This is a genomic window from Rubritalea profundi (genome assembly GCF_002954445.1).
Classification (GTDB): Bacteria; Verrucomicrobiota; Verrucomicrobiia; order Verrucomicrobiales; family Akkermansiaceae; genus Rubritalea; species Rubritalea profundi.
On record NZ_MQWA01000001.1, the window covers coordinates 3,679,780 to 3,696,914 of the forward strand.

A 17,135-nucleotide genomic window follows, 5' to 3' on the forward strand; every position below is an offset into this window, starting at 1 on the left:
GTGGGGTGGCATTTGAGCATTGCCACAGCCGCGTGTATTCGTTTTGAAACTAGAGAGAGGAAGACGATCAACCGCTTCAATGATGAAGTGAACAAGGTCGTCATCAGCTACCCAGTCCCGTAAATCCGGAGGCAGTAGCATCGGGGTGTCACGGTCTACAGTTACGAATCTCTCAACCATGAGCTCACTCTAGCAGATTTTAAGATTGTGAGGAAGGTAAGTCCGACAGACTCTTAAAGATTATATAATTCCGCTGGGAGACTGACGGATAGTAATTTGCTTTTTCTTGGGAAAAGTGGTCAGTGCCATTGGGGTCAGATCTATAGCAAGAAGTCTACGAATAGAGAGAAAGTGCGAAGGTGAGTAGGGCTATTTGCTTCATTTTTCTATTTGTCGATGACGGGGTGGGACTAATATGGGGTGACGATATGAAGTCAGGAATCATAGGTTTGGATGTCAGTGCCACTCAAGCTTTTATAGTTCGCTTTCATCCGTTCTTGCGGTGGGTTCTCTGTTCCCGTTTCTTCTGAGACTGTTGACGCTGCAGAGCGTTTCGATTGACCCCATACGAAGGCGGCGGCTTGGATGCGTGCTGTCACTTGGCCGCTGGCTGTGAGTGTGCCTACATTGTAACCGTAGCTACCTTGGGTGATGGGATCTGCATCTAGTCGGGTGGTCACGGGGTTGTGATTCACTCGGCCTTGACCCACAAAGGATTGGTGAAACAGGGGCATGTCATACTCCTCAACACAAACTTAGCAGAGTGCTTAGGCCATTGCTCAACGCACCAATATTCCTCAGCCATCGTATCAAATTCAATAAACGCTGGCTTACCATCCGCCTCGATTTTACCGCTGCGACTCATAATTCTATAATTTTTTCACAAGATTATAAGTCGCTTCCTTGCTGTGCTTTTAGGCACAGTTCTAGGCACAGTCAAAAAAATCCTATATTCTACAAGGTGCTAGAGTAGACGCAGACGAGTGAGTCGTCTTCGCGGTTGCGCGTCACAGTCAGCGGGTGTGGTTAGTGATTATTTACAATCGTCGGCAGGATCGTATGTGCCTTCTTCGCCTTTGGCCTCAAAGGATGTGCCGCAACCACAGGAGCGTGACGCATTCGGGTTCTGGACTTTAAAGCCAGAGTCGGCGAGTGAGTATTCGTAGATGAGGTGGCAGCCTTTGAGGAATTCGAATGAGTCTTGGGAAACGTGGACGATAGCTCCATCTTCTTCGATAGTGTCGTCACCTTCGTGTGCTACATCCACCTCCATCACATACTGCATACCCGCGCAGCCACCACGTGTGACTGAGAGACGAAGGCCGGAGCCTAGTGCGGCTTGCTTCTTAGCGAGGAGGTTCTTTACCTCTTTGATAGATGATTGCGTGAGTGTGATCATGATGGTGTCGGTCTTGTTGGCGGAAGATAAGCGTGTATTGGCCGATCATCCAATCAAACTTTACAAAATTCGCAGTAGATTTCATAGTTCTGACACTTGAATACTACGATCTCTGTGTTTAGCCTCAAAAGTATGATCTACCTCGACTCCAACGCGACGACTCAAGTGCATCCAGATGTGCTGGAAGCTATGTTGCCGTATCTCACAGATCAGTGCTACAATCCGTCTAGTGGGTATCGTGCTGGTAAGGCTGTGAAGAAGGCGATCGACAAGGCGCGGACACAAGTCGCGAAGTTGATCGGAGCCGAGCCCGAGGAGATTGTTTTCACTGGTTGTGGTACCGAGTCAAACAATGCAGCCTTATTTTCGTTAGCCAATGCTGTGGGTAAGGGTAAACGGGTCATTACGAGCCAGATCGAGCACAGTTCCATCCTGCGGGTCTGCGAGCACTTGGAAAAACAAGGCTACGCTGTCGAGCGTGTCGGAGTGGATGAAAGTGGTAGGTTAGATCTTCATGCGTGGAAACAAGCGGTCGAGTTAGATGACGCAGGCTTTGCCACTCTTATGTGGGCCAACAATGAGACGGGTGTGATCCAGCCAGTGGCAGAAGCTGTAGCGCTAGCCAAGTCGGCAGGGATTCCATTTCATAGCGATGCCATTCAGGCAGTTGGGAAAACGCCGATTGATCTACAGCAGGAGGACATAGATTTCATGTCGATTTCAGGTCATAAATTCCACGCGCCTAAGGGGGTGGGAGCTTTGTACGTGAACAAGAATGTCTCCTTCGATCCATTACTGTTCGGTGGTGGTCAGGAGGCAGGACGCCGGAGCGGTACAGAAAATGTGGCATCGATCATAGCGATGGGGGCCGCGGCTGAAATGATGCAACTACGCCTAGACGCTGACGGCCATGCTGGAGTTGCCGCCTTGCGTGATCACTTCGAGAAACGTCTCATGGCTGAAGTCGATGGCGTGTTGGTCAATGGCTCCAAAGAATTTAGAACAAAAAACACTGCCCACTTGGCCTTTGAAAACTGTGAGGCCGCTGGCTTGCTCATTTTATTAGATGAATACGGGATGGCCTGTTCGGCTGGTTCAGCCTGTATGACGGGCAAGCAAAAACCCTCGCATGTCCAAACCGCGATGGGCTACAGCGCAAAGCGCGCTAAGAGCAGTCTGCGTATTTCCTTTTCCATACTAAGCACCATGGAAGAAACCAATGATGCTGTAGAGATGGTGAAAAAAGCAGTGCGAAAGCTACGCAGTGTCCAAGGTTTTAGCGGTGTTGGACCCGTTACAGTCTACACATAGAGTTACTAACTGTTTGTAGGGGGATAATATTCAGTCACTAGCTTCTCCGCTAATAATTTGCGCTGTTCTCTAGGCTTCCAGAGCATGAGCCGGTAGAGGAAAAAGTAGCGGACAATGAGCCGGAAGCGTTGCCAGAATGGGTGTTTGCTCCATTTTTCTGCAGACACGGTGACTTCATTCCCGAGGTAACAAACATCTCCAAGTGGTCGGAGTCGGTCGCTGAGCTCCACGTCTTCCATCAATGGTTGGTCTGTGAGGCAGGAGTATTTGAGTGCGGTTGGTCGGTGAAGAAATTGTGCTTGGTCGCCAAAACTAGTGCGGCCGAAGAACGCACGAAACTCATTGAGTACTTCTATCAATAAAAGACCAGCTCCGGAGCTGTCGAAACGCTGGCCCAAGCAACCACCAACCATAGCTGGGTTGGCGGCGATGTTTTTACTGAGCAGTTGGAGAGCGTTGTGAGGAAGTTGTGCGTCGGCGTGGAGGATGATGACCCAGTCGGAGTTGGCGGATTCTACTCCAGTCTTAATCTGCAGCCCGCGACCCGCTGGTGATTGTATGATCCTACAGCCGCTAGCTGCAGTGAGGGAATCGTCTGTAGACTGAGCATCGACAATGATGATTTCACTGGCTGAATGCGACTGTTGTTGAATACTTTTTAAGGCATCTAAAAGGCCTTTTCCTGAATTTTTAGTAGGGATAACAATGCTGATGTCAGTTAACTCCTTTGTTGTTAGCTTGCGCACACTAGTGTTAAGAATACGTTTCCTACCTAGAACCTCCCAAAGGCTCAGAGCGATAAAGGGCAGCCAGAATAACCAACGGGCATAGACGGGCATCGCCCAATATCCATTGAGTTCGAGTTGTTGCCACACTAGGAAATAGAGTCCAAAGCTGACACTCAATGACAGCCAAGAAGCGCGTGGCGATAAGGCGGCGAATGGCAGTAGCCATGCAAGGTACCAAAAGTGGATGATGGGTGATAGTAAGACCAATGCTGTCAGAGCTGAGACCGCTGCGCTGAGCCCCGTGAGTCTGCGTCTGTAAAACTGATAGGCTATGGAGAACCATACTAGTGTGTAAAAGGTAGCGGTCAGACCATTGACGAGTATTCGCTGGTTGTAGACGCCGCTAATGTCAGTGGGAAGGAGCTGGAGAACTTGGTAGACTGGCCCATTGAAGCTACCTATTGAGCCGAAATGGACGACTGCCGCAAGCATGCTTTCCACTTGGTCAATGAAGGGGATAAGTGGGATGACAAAGGCCAGTCCAAACGCTAACCACATTTTCAATGGGCTTCGCCAGAGAAGAAAGGGGATGGCAACCGCGACCATGAGCTTGAAATGGATGGCAAAAGCGAGTGCTGTGCCAGCTAGCATATAGTGCTTTTTATTAAGTGCTAGAATGCCAGCAACGAGGCAGAGTACCATCAGGATATCAAAGTGGGCTTCAGCTGAAAACGCGAGAAAGGCAATCGGGCTGAGAGAGTAAAACGCCGCCCATTTGAGAGGTTTTCCTAGTTGCCTCAATAAGGCTAAGAAACAAGCGATTAGGATCATATCTAACAATGAAAAAACCAGCTTATAGCTTGTGGATGAGTACCCTAGTTTATTGATCAAAGAGAAAGCGAAGATCGCAATGGGTGGGTAGGCTGTCGGCTGATCACGGTGGTTCATCAATTCCCAATGAGCATCATGATAAGGCTGTCGTATGGGGTTGTCAGCAAGTGCGATGTAGGGATCTTCACCAGCGGCGAGAAGTTTACCCTCCCAAAGGTAGCGGTGGATGTCATCTGATGGAGCAGCCTGTGCAACGAGAACGCGTACGATGATGGCGGGGATAAGGATGGCCAGTAGGGTGGCGCGTGTGGTGGTAAATTTTGGAAAGAGAAGGACAGAGGCTAAACCTAGAATGCCCATTCCAATGGTAAGCATAGTTCTGGAGCTACCAGCAGAGTCGAAGCTGGTGGTTACCTGCCCGTAAAGACACGCAAGCAGGCAAAGTAGAAGGATGCAGGATAACCATGCGATATTGCGTGGTTGAAGCATTAGTTCTTTTTCGATGACTGTTTATCCTCTAACATACTCTTTGCACTAAAGAGGAAAAAACCAGCGGCGTAGAGGATAAAGAAGGGGGCAGCGCCTGGCAGTCCATTCAAGCTGTAGCTAATAGCTGTGGCAGTTGCGTAAACAGCTAAAGTCAGCTCGATCATTGGCATGTATCGACTACGGTGAGAGTATGCCACTTTTCCATCACCCAATTTAGCAGTTCTAACGAAAGGAGATTGGACTCCAATAAAGCCTTCTAAGCAGGCTCGGGCATTGGAAAAACAAATACCGAACCCGATGAGCAAGAGCATGGGAAGTCGAGTGATAAATAGCCACCAGCGCTTTGGATTAATCCACATTTCGGCAGTTAGGTACAATAAGCTAGGGCCAACCATTGCCAGGCTAAGTGGGACAATATACCAACTCAAAACGAAGTCGCTGAATGGATTTGCATCACTGAGAGCTAGTGGTAGGCCAAGGACGGCCTGCAACAACATGCATAAGTGGAGGCAATAGTGGGTGAGGTGAAAGCTCGATTCAATCTTCTGACGCAGCGGGATTTCAGCTTCCCAAACTTTCGGTAGAATCTTGATGGCAGTCTGAATAGATCCCTTGGCCCAGCGAAATTGTTGGGAGCGGAAAGCCGCATAGCTGGAGGGGATTTCTGCTGGCACCACGAGGTCAGGCAGGTAGTGGATCTTCCAATTTCTGAGTTGAGCACGGTAGGAAAGATCCAAGTCTTCGGTGAGGGTGTCGGCATTCCAGCCACCTGCGTCATCGATTGCGCTGCGACGCCATACTCCAGCGGTGCCATTGAAGTTGAGAAAGTAGTCATTGTAGGATCGCGCCACTTGCTCGACAACAAAGTGGCCGTCGATCCCGACACTTTGTGCCTTGGTGAATAGAGATGCATTTTCGTTAAGAAATCCCCATCTGGCTTGGACTAGACCATATTGCTTATTGGCTAACAGGTGTGGGATGGTACGCAGAAGGTAGTCCCTAGGTGGGACGAAATCTGAGTCAAAGATGGTGACATACGGGGCATCACAAATCTGCAGACCGTAATCGAGCGCACCAGCTTTGTAGCCAGATCTGTCAGTTCTTCTCACTGCTGAGATCTGATAGCCTTGGGCCAATAGTTCGCTAACTACTTTGTCAACGAGTGTGCATGTGTCGTCATTCGAGTCATCGAGCACTTGGATGATGTGCTTGTCTGAGGGGTACTCCATTGCCGCGACCGCTCTTATCACACGCTCAGCAACGTTCAGTTCGTTGTAGAGAGGTATTTGGGTGAGTACTACAGGCAGTTCGGTGTCATCGATTGTTAGGGGAACAATGGCAGCATTCTGAACCTTCATTTTCTTTTGTGCTCTAAAAAAGAGAATGAGCATGAAGTAGTGGTGAAAACCATAGAGGACCAGAATGGCGCTGCACAAGAGGTAGAGTGCTAGGAGTAGAGTGAATGCAAAGGGCATTAGGTATGTGAAGTGGGTGTGACTTTCGGGAGCAAACTAGAAATTGCCAGCTATTTCAGATTTTTGCGCTCTTGTAGTTCACGAATCTGTACTGGAGAGGCTGGCAGTGAATCGAGGAATCTTACTCCATTTTCTCCTTCCCGGCCAAAACTCAAGACTCCAGTCGGACATTGTTGGACGCAGGCGGAACAACGCACGCACTGAGGGTCTTCCATTGCTAGTCCTTTGTTTGCAAAGTTCATGATGTCGATTCCTTGGTGGCAGACTGATGTGCAGACATTGCACGAGATGCATTTGCTCTTATCGGCAAAAATGCGGAACTTGGTAAAGCGTGCGTAGATGTGCATCAGTGCCGCGAGCGGGCAAGCAAATCGACACCAAACACGGCCAGAGAAATGGGTGTAGAATGCGACACCTAGGATTCCCGCAAAGATGAGATCGACAAAGTAGGCGTAGTTCAAGATTGGTATGCCATTGAACATCGAGTTAGACAGTGAGAGCAGGGGCGAGCTGGGGAATATCCATCCCAGAATTCGGAAAAGCATAATGAGCAATGCTATGGCAAGGAATGCCTGCCCGATCATATTTAGTCGACTCACTTTTGAGCCATGGGGCATTTTGTGGCGATGGGTGTCTCCAACTGTCTCGGCAAGTGCTCCACAGGAACAAATCCAGCCACAGTAGGAACCTTTCCCCCAGCGACGAACCATCAATGGGATAAGAACGAAGGTCTGGAGAAGACCAATGATGAGCCATCCCCAAATGGGAGCAGAGGTGAACCAATTGTAGATGAATAATGGCCAAGCTAAAATGAATCCATAAGCGCGCCAGTAGGAGTGATCAGGGAATAGCGTGTCACCAATCCAACCGCCAATTCCAGTTTCAAAAACACCGTTATTACCGAGATAGGGTAAGATGAGTTCAGGTAAAATAAAAAGTGGTATCCACTGAATGAGAGCGAGGGTGATGGTTTGCCTAGTGATATATGGGGTGTTTCGGCGCTTGATTCTACGGTAGCCAAATATGCTCACCATCAGGCAGTAAGCCAAGGTATAATAAAAACCACGCTGGCTAGCGGAATTTCTTAATGTGTGGAGGACGCTCGTCTGTTCGTCGGCAATACTTTGAACTCCAGAAAAGATCCATTCTACCATTGGTTTGGGGTCGAGCCCTCCGATGATATATTTTTTCCAATGGTAAAGCCAGGTGAAGAAGATAACGGAAAGCACAAGTGTGACCCACCACTTGGTGGTGCGTTCACCTGAAATCTCAAGACCGCTTTTACGGAAAAAGGCGAGTGGCGGGTTGCGGCCGATGAGTGAGAATACCGCATCGTTAGGGAAAGACTGTTCTTCACCATTGTGATCCAGAGTCACAGAGTCGGGGTCGATGGATGTTGGTGAAGATGGCAGGTAGAGTTGAACTTTACCGGACTCTGCAAGCGACTGGAGCTTCTCGATGTTTTCTGGTTTTGGTCGGGTGAGTGCATCTTTGCGATAACTCATGCTCACTCGTGCTCCGGCTTCGGTAAGAGCAATGAGAGCCTCTGCCGCCGAGTCACCACCACCCACGATGAGAACATCTTTGCCAGTGAAGGCTTTAGGATCGTGTAGTCGATTACTTACCTTATCTAGTTCCTCGCCAGGGATGTTCATTTTGCGGAAATCACCAGAACGCCCAATCGCCACAATCACCCTAAGAGCCTGCCATTCTTGGCCTTTGTTAGCCGTGTTTTTGAGGAGAAATCTTGATTTATGGCGCTCGATCTTTTCTATGTGTCCAATAGTTGTTTCGATACCAGCGTCTTCGACCTGCTGCAGGATGTCCTCTATCAGCCCTTCCTTCACGACGTTATTAGGTGAATCGTATTGGATGCCACCACTGGGAGTCATCTCAGTGGGGTAGGTAAAAATGGGCTTTGCTTTAGGAAAGTTTTTGATGGTAGAAAAACTGCTGCTAGCCTCGATGATGATATAGCGGAGTCCCGCTTTTTTTGCATCAATAGCAGCTGAGTAACCACTGATGCCGCCACCAATAATGGCCACATCATAGACCTCTTGCTCTGCTTTACTGCGCTGCTGCTGGTAGTCCGATTCTGTGAGAATGGCGTGAATAGCACGTGCTCCAGTCTCCGAAGAAAACTTTAGAAGCGGCACACCTGATAGATCTCCTACTACCCGAACACCGGGAATCCGAGTGAGGCCATCTTCACCCACAACGGGTAGGTTCTCAACAGCTCCGGAGGGCCATTGACCATGCAGCCAGTGGTAGTATCGCGTGATGATGTTCATTTGATGAAGTGTTGATTATGCGTTTTCAATTAGTGAGATTCATTCAGGTTCCAATCGTACTTGATCCACTTTACTTTAAGCTTTGTTGAGATCTTTTTGTCACTGTATTTGTTGATTATTTCAGCTGGATTGGAGCTTCCAAAATCTTTCTTATACCAATCAAAAAGAGAGGAATACTCGGCGGTACCCCCCTTGATTCTAACCGCATGCTTGCTGCTAACAAATTGCTTGGCTTGCTCGTTGAGTTGCTGGTCTAACTCTGGTCCCGTGAATGCTTGATTGCGCAGCGGTGGGCAGGATACACTGGCGCAGTTGACAGCAAAATGAACGCGCGGGTCGGGGAAGTCTTTTAGCAATTGTTTTTTCTCTAGTGTGTCTAAGCTGATCTTACCAGCTGGAGTGGCAATGAATGAGCGCTTGAATACGGAGAATGGGATGCCAATTTTAGTGACTGACTTGAGCGGGTATTTCTTCAGCACGACTGATGCCATCGCCGCGTTGTAGAGGTTGATTCGAAATGCAGCGCGTTCATTTTTGCTGAGCTTTGCGCGATCGATCACAGACCAATCCTTAAGAATCTGATTTATCGATTCCTTGTCGGATTTGTTAGCCACCCAGGTTTTGTAGTCGACCCCATTTACTTTAGCGTATTTTGCTAAGAGCTGGTTGTAACTAGTGTAGTCTTGGGCCGAGACGCAAAGGCTGAGGAGTGTGAGTGTGAGTAGAGCTAGTTTCATGGCGGTTTTAAACGGTTATGAGAATGAGAGGGAGAAAGTGGGCGATCTATTCCAGAACTATCAAGGTAGTTTAGAGTGATAAATTCAAATCTATCAAGCTCAATGGCTTGTGATTGGTGAGTATTCCAATGAATAGATTGGCTAGAAAGTTCTATATACGCTGGCGGATGAGCAAAACTGGTTTTGGCTAGTTCATCACAGTGGGTTTCGGATTGCCAGAGGGCCAATTCCATGGGACATAGGTGCATGTCACGCTTTCAAGATAAAGTAGTAGTAGTCACCGGTGCCGGACGTGGTATCGGTAAAGCAATTGCACGTGCATTTGCAGCTGAAGGAGCAAAGGTTGCGGTCGTTAGCCGCAGCGAGAGCAGTTGCCAAGGTGCGGCTGATTCCATCAATTCTGAATTTGCCGATTCAGCTAAGGCGTACGCCGTCGATGTTGCAGATCATGATGCAGTTCAAGCACTGGGTAAGCAGATCATTGCTGATTTTGGTTCTGTGAATATTCTCGTCAATAATGCAGGCGTCACTCGTGACGGCCTGCTGATGCGTATGAAGGATGCTGACTGGGACACCGTGCTCGACACCAACCTCAAAGGTGCTTTCAACACCGTGAAAGCATTCCAGCGTAGCCTCATGAAGGCGGAAGACCCACGAATCATCAACCTCGCTTCCGTTATCGGTCTCATCGGTAACGCTGGTCAGGCGAACTATGCAGCGTCTAAGGCTGGTCTTATCGGCTTCACTAAATCTATCGCGAAGGAACTCTCAGGACGTAAGGTTTGTTGCAATGCAATTGCCCCAGGTTTCATTTCTACTGATATGACTGACGAACTCGACGAGAAGGTGCGTGAAGGCGTGCTAGCTAACATCCCACTTAAGGAGTTTGGTAAGACTGAAGATATCGCAAATCTGACACTCTTTTTGGCCAGCCCACAGGCTCGATACATCACAGGACAAGTAGTCGCATGTGATGGTGGCATGACGATGTAAACCCGATGAGCCCACAATCGTGTTAGATTTAATCTCTAGCACTAAACACATTTCACTCCGATCTAGCTGATGTTAGGTCGGAGTTTTTTATGAATGGCTCCCAGACTTGTTGAGTTTTGCCCGTAGGTTGATTGAAATAAGGTCACTGATGAAGATCACGGCAGTGCCTAACAATATGTAGAAAAGCATTCGGTCGTAATGAAGGAAGCTGGATTCTATGCTGATGTAATACCCCAGTGAACTGATGCTTAGCATACCGAGTATAGTAGATTCTCTGACACAAGTCTCCCATCGGTAGAATATGAAGAGGAGTTGGCGGTTGAAACTAGTAGGTAGAATGCCGCAGAGATACGCCTGGAGGCGCGAACCGCCGCTGACGACTTGTTGGCGTGCGACATTCTCATCGTGATTTTCGCTCACTTCTGCCCATAGTCTGCCTAGGATTCCAAAGTTATGTATAGCCAGGGCGATGACCAATGGCCAGGCATGGGCGCCGAGGATGCCAATCAATAGAAAAGCGATGATGTATTCAGGTATGGATCGGGTGATGAGAAAGAGAGTTCGAATGCAAAACCCTAGTGTGCTCCAAAGCCATTTCTTGATTCGTGAAGTACGACCATTGAAGCTAGAAAATGGGGTGGGTGTGGAGATGTTCCGACTAGCCCATGGAACAAGGATGTAGCCGAATACAGCGGCTAACAATAATGCTGAGCTTGCGATCAAAACGGTATTAAGAAGAGCTTCTTTGCCATTGCTGGTCCAGAGGTCTCTTAGCCAAGGGAGAGCGTCATTCCAATGGTTCGATGCCCTCACTGGTTCTGGCACGAGTTCTTCAAAAAATACTTGGGTGCGATCCCATCGACTGATGGCAGAATGGTAGACGTTGAGTGGAGGACCCAAAGTCCAGGCTGCAATAGATCCTACTAGCAATAGGCTCCATGTAAGCGGGAGTAACTTCCAACTTGGAGCGCACTTTTTCAAAGATTTGAGACTCAAGTCAGTCGGAGTTGAGCGCTCTACAGCAGGAGTGCTTAGTCGATAGCGTACTTTCGACCCTAGAACATCAAAGAGCATGACTACAAAAATTAGCAGGTAGAGTTCGGTCCAAACTTCATTGTAGTAGTTATTTTCGTAGGACTGCTTGATAGATAGGCCAATAGTTTCAATGCCTATGAAGCCGAGTACCGCAGAGGAGCGAATGGCGCATTCTAGTCGGTAAAGGGTGTAGGTGAGTAGATCGGGCAATGATTGTGGGAAGCGGGCGGCAAAGAATGCGCTCACGCTAGAAGCGCCGGATAATTGTAGATGATCTGTAGCGTTAGCCGATTGTTCATCGATGATTTCTGAAAATACTTTGGCCAAAGTTCCAGCGAAGGGAAGAGCCAATGCAATACAGGCCGTGAGTGGAGAGTCCCCTAGGAATGCCATGAAAAGCATGACCCATATGAGCTCGTGAATAGAGCGCATGAAGGTGATACTAAAACGTGCAGAGAGATAGATGAGGTTGAGGGTCGTTCTAGCTAGCTTCGTAGGAATAGAGGTAGCTTTGTGTTGCAGTGTGGTCGGCCACCACGAACGAGAACATAAAAAACCTAAGGCTAAGCCAACGGGCACAGCCATTGACATAGCGACAAAGGCGTAGCGCAATGTGTTGAGTAAGGCTTTCAGTAATCTGATGATCAAAGGTTGACTATCAGCAGGGAGGCTAAGGTTTTGGTCGACTAATGCTGGGCTTAAAGCCGCTGAGAAAAAGGAGTAGGCGGCCGCAGATGGATCTGCGCTCTCAGGAAGTTGATTGAATTCGAATCCAAGTTTCGATAGGCAAACGATCAGGAGACACAGAAATCCAATCACTGTGGCTCTACGCCAACTCAATATTGGGGGCTTTACTCGCATAGCACTAGCCACGGTCGAGTTGGTAGAGGGAGTTAAAGTCTTGGTCCGTGAATTCACTAGACTTGCCGTCGAATACGATCTTGCCTTCGCGCATGCCTACGAGTCTAGGGAAGAATTTTTTGGCATACTCTAGGTTATGTAGTGAGCAAATAAGCGTAAGCGTGTGCTTTGTGGCCATTTGCGTAAGACATTCTAACAGAGAGTGAGCTCGTGAGGGGTCGACAGCTGAAACTGGCTCGTCGGCGAGAATGAGTGAGGCTTCTTGGTAGAGAGCTCGGGCAATAGCGACTCGTTGCTGCTGCCCGCCAGAGAGTGAGTCTGTACGATGAAAGAGTTTCTCTGGGATGCCTACTTCTGAGAGGATTTTCTGAACGAGCTGGAGTTCATTAGAGGAAGGGATAAGCAAGCCTTTGATGCTCGCTAGCAATTGTTGCCTCCCTATTTTTCCTAACAGGATGTTTTGGCTGACCTTTAGGTTAGAAACTAGTGCGAGGTTCTGCGGAATGTAAGCAATGTCGCAGCGCTGATTTTTAAGGGCTTTACTGCACAGTGATCCGATCGATCGACCATTATGTCGGTAATCTCCGGATACCAAGGCGTGCTCTGTTGCTAAAACACGCAGGAGAGAACTCTTTCCTGAGCCCGATGGCCCAATGAGAGCTACTTGTTCACCTTCGTTGATCGAGAGGTCACAATCATCGAGTGCGAGTGTTGATCCAAAATTTAGATGGGAGCGGTCAAGTTCGATCATAATGAGAAAAATGCCAGTCTAGCAATGGTGCTAGCTGGCATGATAATAGCAAATGAGTTATTTACTGAAACTTACTTTTCTCATTACCGATGCGATTCCTTCGAATGTCTCGTTATTAACTTCTACAAGTTTTTCACGCTGGAGGGCATCGAGAGCCGCCTTGTCATCACACTCGATGAGAGCTTGTTGAAGTTTAGAGATGAAGCCTTCGCCGAATTGTTTATTGAGGATCGGGTGAGCCGTCATATTATAGTCTGCGTAGGTGGGGGTTTCCCAGATGATGACACACTTATCTTTATCGAGCTTGCCATTGGCGATACCTTTTTCGTATGTTTTAAAGTTAAGGGCACCTACTTGGAATGTGCCATTGTTAACGAGTTCAGCGGTTTTATCATGAGATCCAGAAAAGCCAAAATCATGTGTGAAGAAGTCTTTGGGAGTTTTACCCGAGGATTCCATTATGAAATGTGTGGGCATGATGCAGCCTGAGGTGGAGTTCTGACTTCCATAGGTGAATTTAAGATCCTTGATAGCAGTAGGGAATGAATCTGAGCGTGTAAGACCAGTAGAGGTGTTAGCGATAAAGTAGGACTTAAATTCGAGATCTGCGGCACCAGCGACGATTGCTTGTGCTCCTTCTACCGCTTGTCGAGCCTGCACTCCTGTCACACCGCCAAACCATCCCAACTGGATGTCTCCACCTTTGAACTTTTGCACAGACGCTCCATACGTAGGTGAAGCTACAAATTCGACTTTGATTCCGAGCTCTTTTGAGAGGTAGTCGGCTACTGGCTGATAGCGTTCAGTCTGCCCAGTTGTGTCTATGTCTGGTATTGCTGAGAACCGAAGAACAGCATTGTTCTGAGTCTCTTGATTGCTGGACTCTTCAGTAGAAGAATTACAAGAAGAGAGTATTGCTAGGGCTGCACTCCCGAGGAGTGCTGGCATCGTAACTAGTTTCATAATGAATCAATTTTTAATTGTTGTTAAGGCTGAATGTAATCAGCAACGTGGACGGTAAAGTGAAGGCATTCACAGACTTAGTCTAGTAAAAAGAATGGAGGTTTACTCGTTCATTAATGACTTCATAGCGATAAAGAAAAAGCGCCCAACTACTATGAGTTGAGCGCTTATTAAAATTGAATATAGTGTGAACCAAAAATTAGAACTTCTGGGCACGAACGTGGCCGTAGTAGGAGTCAGCGCCAAGCTCTGGAGGGAACTCAGAAAGACCGTCATGCACGTTCATTTCGATACGATTGTCAGCTCCACATTTCATGTATGGCTGCTTGAATGTCCCATGGAATGTTGGGCAGTTGAATGTGAATACTTCATAGAAGCCATAGCCAATACGGCGGAATGTTCGGCTAGTACCATCTACGAGACCGTAGGTATACCCAGCTTTTCTTCCGTAGGAATTGGTCTTTCGAACGATCTGCTCTGGGATTTCGGTGATACCGAAAACGATATTAGAAAGTCCACGTCCTAGTTTGCGGCTAGATGTGTAAGTGGATCCTGGAGGCGCTTGAATGTCTGCATAGCTGCAGGTGGCTGTCAGGAGTATCGCGGTTGCGGAAATTAGGATTTTTCTCATGTTGAATTTATATTGGACTTAGATTGCGGTGGTTTACAATGTAAAAATTTAGAAACTAAAGATATGTTAAGTGAATTTGTTAGTCTTTGATCTTATCGAGGCCTTTCGCAGCGTGTGTTTGAATGCGATCATCGTGATCTTTACCAGTGAAAAATTTGAGAACAGGAGATGACCAGTCTGCATTAGCTTTTACCGCCTCACTGATAATCTTACTCTTCTGGCTGTTTGTTGTAGCGTAGGCTGAGAGGGTGAGCCAGCGGTTTCCTAACTCATCGTTGTCATGTTTGCGTTCAGAACTCAGGAGGCTGATAGCACTCTTAAATACCCCAGTCTTTACTACTATAGTATCTTCAGATTCAAAGGCATCGAGCAGGGTGTCGAAAGGCTCATCGTTTGGCCAAGCTCCAAATGCTGTAGCGGCAGCAATTCGTTCGTTTGTGTTATCGCTGGATAAACTTTCGGAAATTGTTTTTTTAGCAGCCTCGCTACCGGTGTTACCAAGTAGTCGAATCATAGCGAGTTTGTAATTATCGTCGATACTCCCATCGAATGCACCCACAAGTTGATTGGCTAGATTTTTCTTGTTACGGCTGTTTGAAATGACATTTTTGAGAGCTTTCTCGGCTGAACTTTTAACTCCAGGGGTCTCTGTAGCTCCAAGAATTGAGATGAAACTAAGGAAGTTGTCTTCTTCGATCGTCTTATTCGCGCCGTCTATCGCTATTTGGGTTGCTGGATGATCAGGGTTTTTAATAGCCCATTTGAGAAGCCCTTTCACTGCTCCTTGATCGCCGCGTTTACCTATGACAATAGAGAGGTTTTTACAATCCTCTTCAGCCATTCCGGCGGAAGTAGCGTAATCTAAAACTAGCTTATCAATGGAGTAACTTCCTTCGGGCTTAGAGATAACGATGCGCTGAAAAATAGCGTTCCGGTTAGAGATTGTGTCATCAGCAAGTGAATCCAAGAGTAAGGTGAGGTCATCTTTAGTGGTAGGGAGGTCACGTGCTCTGAGATCCTCTACTTGTATCATCAAGGCGTTGAATCTGTCTGTTTCACTATTCGATGAGTTTCTGGATAGCAAAATCCAACATAAGATGACGATTGCTACACCGAGTCCAGAGTAGATCAGAATCTTATGTGTGCTACTAAGGCCTTTCTTAGCAGGTGTTAGGCCGGGAAACACTGGTGGGGTGACAGTAGGCTGAGCTGCGACGACATTGGTCGCAGGGTTGACTGCTGCGGGAGGGGTGGTTGCAGCGGGGGTGATGGTTGCAGCGGGGGTGATGGTTGGGCTTACAGTAACTGCTGGGCGGGCGGGCTGGATAGCGGTCCCGCCTGTAACTACAGTTGCTGGACGAATGGCTTGAGATGAAGTAAACGCAGTGTGACCACCTGGGGGAATGATGGCCTGGGGCGCAGTTTGCGTATTTACCTTCGTAGAAGTAACTGTCGGAGTGATCAGCTGTGGTGAAGTTGTTGGAATAACTAGCTGCGGACCAGAACGGTGAGGCATTACTCCGCCGTGTTGAGCTGCTGTTGTTTCATCATTGATAAATTTCTCAAGTGCTACACGAGCTGACTCTGGTCGATCATCCATGTTTCTGGCAATGTGCCACATAACCCAAGCACATACCCATGATGGAAGATCTGGGCGTAATTCTTGGAGCGGTTGAACGGAGTTTTGTAAGTGCCCAGCCATTACTTGAGGTGCACTATCACCATTGAAAGGGTACGTCCCTGCTAGAGAGTAGTAATACATACAACCCAATGCGTACATGTCTGTGCGGCGGTCGAGAGGTACGCGTTCGAATTGCTCAGGAGCCATGAAAAAGATGGATCCGAAAACTGCATCACCATGATCGATGGTTTGGAGAGACGGTTTTGCTGAAAATTTTGCGAGCCCGAAATCTACAATTTTGACTTGGAATCTACCAGATGGGAGCCAGCAAACCATCACGTTAGATGGCTTGAGATCGCGGTGGACAAGGTCTAGGTCCTGGGCTGCGATCATTGCTTCCTGGGATTGAATAGCAACTTCCCTGAAATCATCATAGGTAAGAGTTCCGCGCTCGACCATTTCGTCGAGAGTTTTACCATTGATTAGCTCCATTACAACGAATGGTCCATCCTTATCAATGCCTGCGTCATATACTGTGCAAATATGCGGGTGTTGTACTGAGGATAGGGCAGTTGCCTCTTTGAGAAGGTTCTTTGTGGCTAAGTCTGCATTATGGGAGTCATCTCCCTCAACAGCGAGTACTCGCTTGATTGCTACTTCGCGGCGGAGTTGGGTGTCATAAGCTCGGTAAACCGCGCCTACTCCTCCTTGACCAATTTTACCTCTTATTTCGTAACGTTCGTCGGACATGATATATACAGATCGGCAGCATACTTTAGGATTAAAGCAACCAAGGCAACTCAGAAATTAAGGATTATAAGAAAAACTTAATCTTTAGATCATCTTGATTATTGTTATTTAGAGTTAATTTACTTAGTTCTTTATTGAGAATAATTCTCAATAAAAGGCTTGAGTCTTTGAGCTAGAAGCAATACGGGTGTTGTAGTTCAATTTTCGGAGGTAAGAAAAATTAAGATGATACTTGTAGCCAGTCGTAGTAGTGAGCAGATTCATAGAGT

General features: G+C 47.6%; 13 protein-coding genes and 1 pseudogene. 2 read left to right on the plus strand and 12 right to left on the minus strand.

The annotated features are described in order from the left end of the window. From BSZ32_RS19895 to BSZ32_RS16105, 3 genes and pseudogenes are all read right to left on the minus strand, one after another. Positions 1-180, minus strand: a pseudogene (locus BSZ32_RS19895) (IS5/IS1182 family transposase); the annotation flags it as partial. A 254-nt stretch (positions 181-434) separates the two neighbouring features. Continuing rightward, entirely contained in the window at positions 435-680 is a 246-nt protein-coding gene (locus BSZ32_RS16100; RefSeq protein ID WP_129589801.1) for a hypothetical protein, read from the minus strand. A gap of 353 nt (positions 681-1,033) precedes the next feature. Then, positions 1,034-1,399 (minus strand): HesB/IscA family protein, encoded by a 366-nt coding sequence (locus BSZ32_RS16105; protein ID WP_105044362.1) that lies wholly within the window; start codon positions 1,397-1,399, stop codon positions 1,034-1,036. A gap of 132 nt (positions 1,400-1,531) precedes the next feature. Between BSZ32_RS16105 and BSZ32_RS16110 the strand changes: the two genes are divergently transcribed. Then, positions 1,532-2,710, plus strand: a complete 1,179-nt coding sequence (locus BSZ32_RS16110) for a cysteine desulfurase family protein (protein ID WP_105044363.1) — start codon at positions 1,532-1,534, stop codon at positions 2,708-2,710. A gap of 5 nt (positions 2,711-2,715) precedes the next feature. On the opposite strand, the gene BSZ32_RS16115 is transcribed toward BSZ32_RS16110, so the two are convergent. From BSZ32_RS16115 to BSZ32_RS16130, 4 genes are read right to left on the minus strand one after another with little or no spacing between them, the layout of a single operon-like run. After that, positions 2,716-4,758 carry a glycosyltransferase gene (locus BSZ32_RS16115; protein WP_105044364.1) on the minus strand — a complete coding sequence of 681 codons (2,043 nt, stop codon included), beginning with the start codon at positions 4,756-4,758 and terminating at the stop codon, positions 2,716-2,718. Then, on the minus strand, positions 4,758-6,233 hold the full coding sequence (locus tag BSZ32_RS16120) for a glycosyltransferase (protein ID WP_105044365.1): 1,476 nt from the start codon (positions 6,231-6,233) through the stop codon (positions 4,758-4,760). The genes BSZ32_RS16115 and BSZ32_RS16120 overlap by 1 nt, the downstream gene beginning before the upstream one ends. A 50-nt stretch (positions 6,234-6,283) precedes the next feature. Further along, on the minus strand, positions 6,284-8,524 hold the full coding sequence (locus BSZ32_RS16125; RefSeq protein ID WP_105044366.1) for an NAD(P)-binding domain-containing protein: 2,241 nt from the start codon (positions 8,522-8,524) through the stop codon (positions 6,284-6,286). 29 nt (positions 8,525-8,553) lie between these two features. Further along, positions 8,554-9,261, minus strand: coding sequence for a DUF547 domain-containing protein (locus BSZ32_RS16130; RefSeq protein WP_105044367.1), 708 nt, complete (start codon positions 9,259-9,261; stop codon positions 8,554-8,556). Positions 9,262-9,507: 246 nt separating this feature from the next. Here BSZ32_RS16130 and fabG point away from each other — a divergent pair, with 246 nt between their 5' ends. Continuing rightward, positions 9,508-10,254, plus strand: a complete 747-nt coding sequence (gene fabG / locus BSZ32_RS16140; RefSeq protein WP_105044369.1) for a 3-oxoacyl-[acyl-carrier-protein] reductase — start codon at positions 9,508-9,510, stop codon at positions 10,252-10,254. A gap of 87 nt (positions 10,255-10,341) precedes the next feature. On the opposite strand, the gene BSZ32_RS16145 is transcribed toward fabG, so the two are convergent. The 5 genes from BSZ32_RS16145 to BSZ32_RS16165 all read right to left on the minus strand — a co-directional run bounded on the left by BSZ32_RS16145 (position 10,342) and on the right by BSZ32_RS16165 (position 16,866). Continuing rightward, positions 10,342-12,129, minus strand: a complete 1,788-nt coding sequence (locus tag BSZ32_RS16145) for a PhnE/PtxC family ABC transporter permease (RefSeq protein WP_165788900.1) — start codon at positions 12,127-12,129, stop codon at positions 10,342-10,344. Positions 12,130-12,154: 25 nt separating this feature from the next. Then, positions 12,155-12,901, minus strand: a complete 747-nt coding sequence (locus BSZ32_RS16150) for a phosphonate ABC transporter ATP-binding protein (RefSeq protein ID WP_105044371.1) — start codon at positions 12,899-12,901, stop codon at positions 12,155-12,157. A 57-nt stretch (positions 12,902-12,958) separates the two neighbouring features. Beyond that, on the minus strand, positions 12,959-13,864 hold the full coding sequence (locus tag BSZ32_RS16155) for a putative selenate ABC transporter substrate-binding protein (RefSeq protein ID WP_105044372.1): 906 nt from the start codon (positions 13,862-13,864) through the stop codon (positions 12,959-12,961). A 199-nt stretch (positions 13,865-14,063) separates the two neighbouring features. Beyond that, positions 14,064-14,495 (minus strand): exosortase system-associated protein, TIGR04073 family, encoded by a 432-nt coding sequence (locus tag BSZ32_RS16160; RefSeq protein WP_105044373.1) that lies wholly within the window; start codon positions 14,493-14,495, stop codon positions 14,064-14,066. A gap of 79 nt (positions 14,496-14,574) precedes the next feature. Next, positions 14,575-16,866 carry a protein kinase domain-containing protein gene (locus BSZ32_RS16165; RefSeq protein ID WP_105044374.1) on the minus strand — a complete coding sequence of 764 codons (2,292 nt, stop codon included), beginning with the start codon at positions 16,864-16,866 and terminating at the stop codon, positions 14,575-14,577. Between the last annotated feature and the right edge of the window lie 269 nt (positions 16,867-17,135).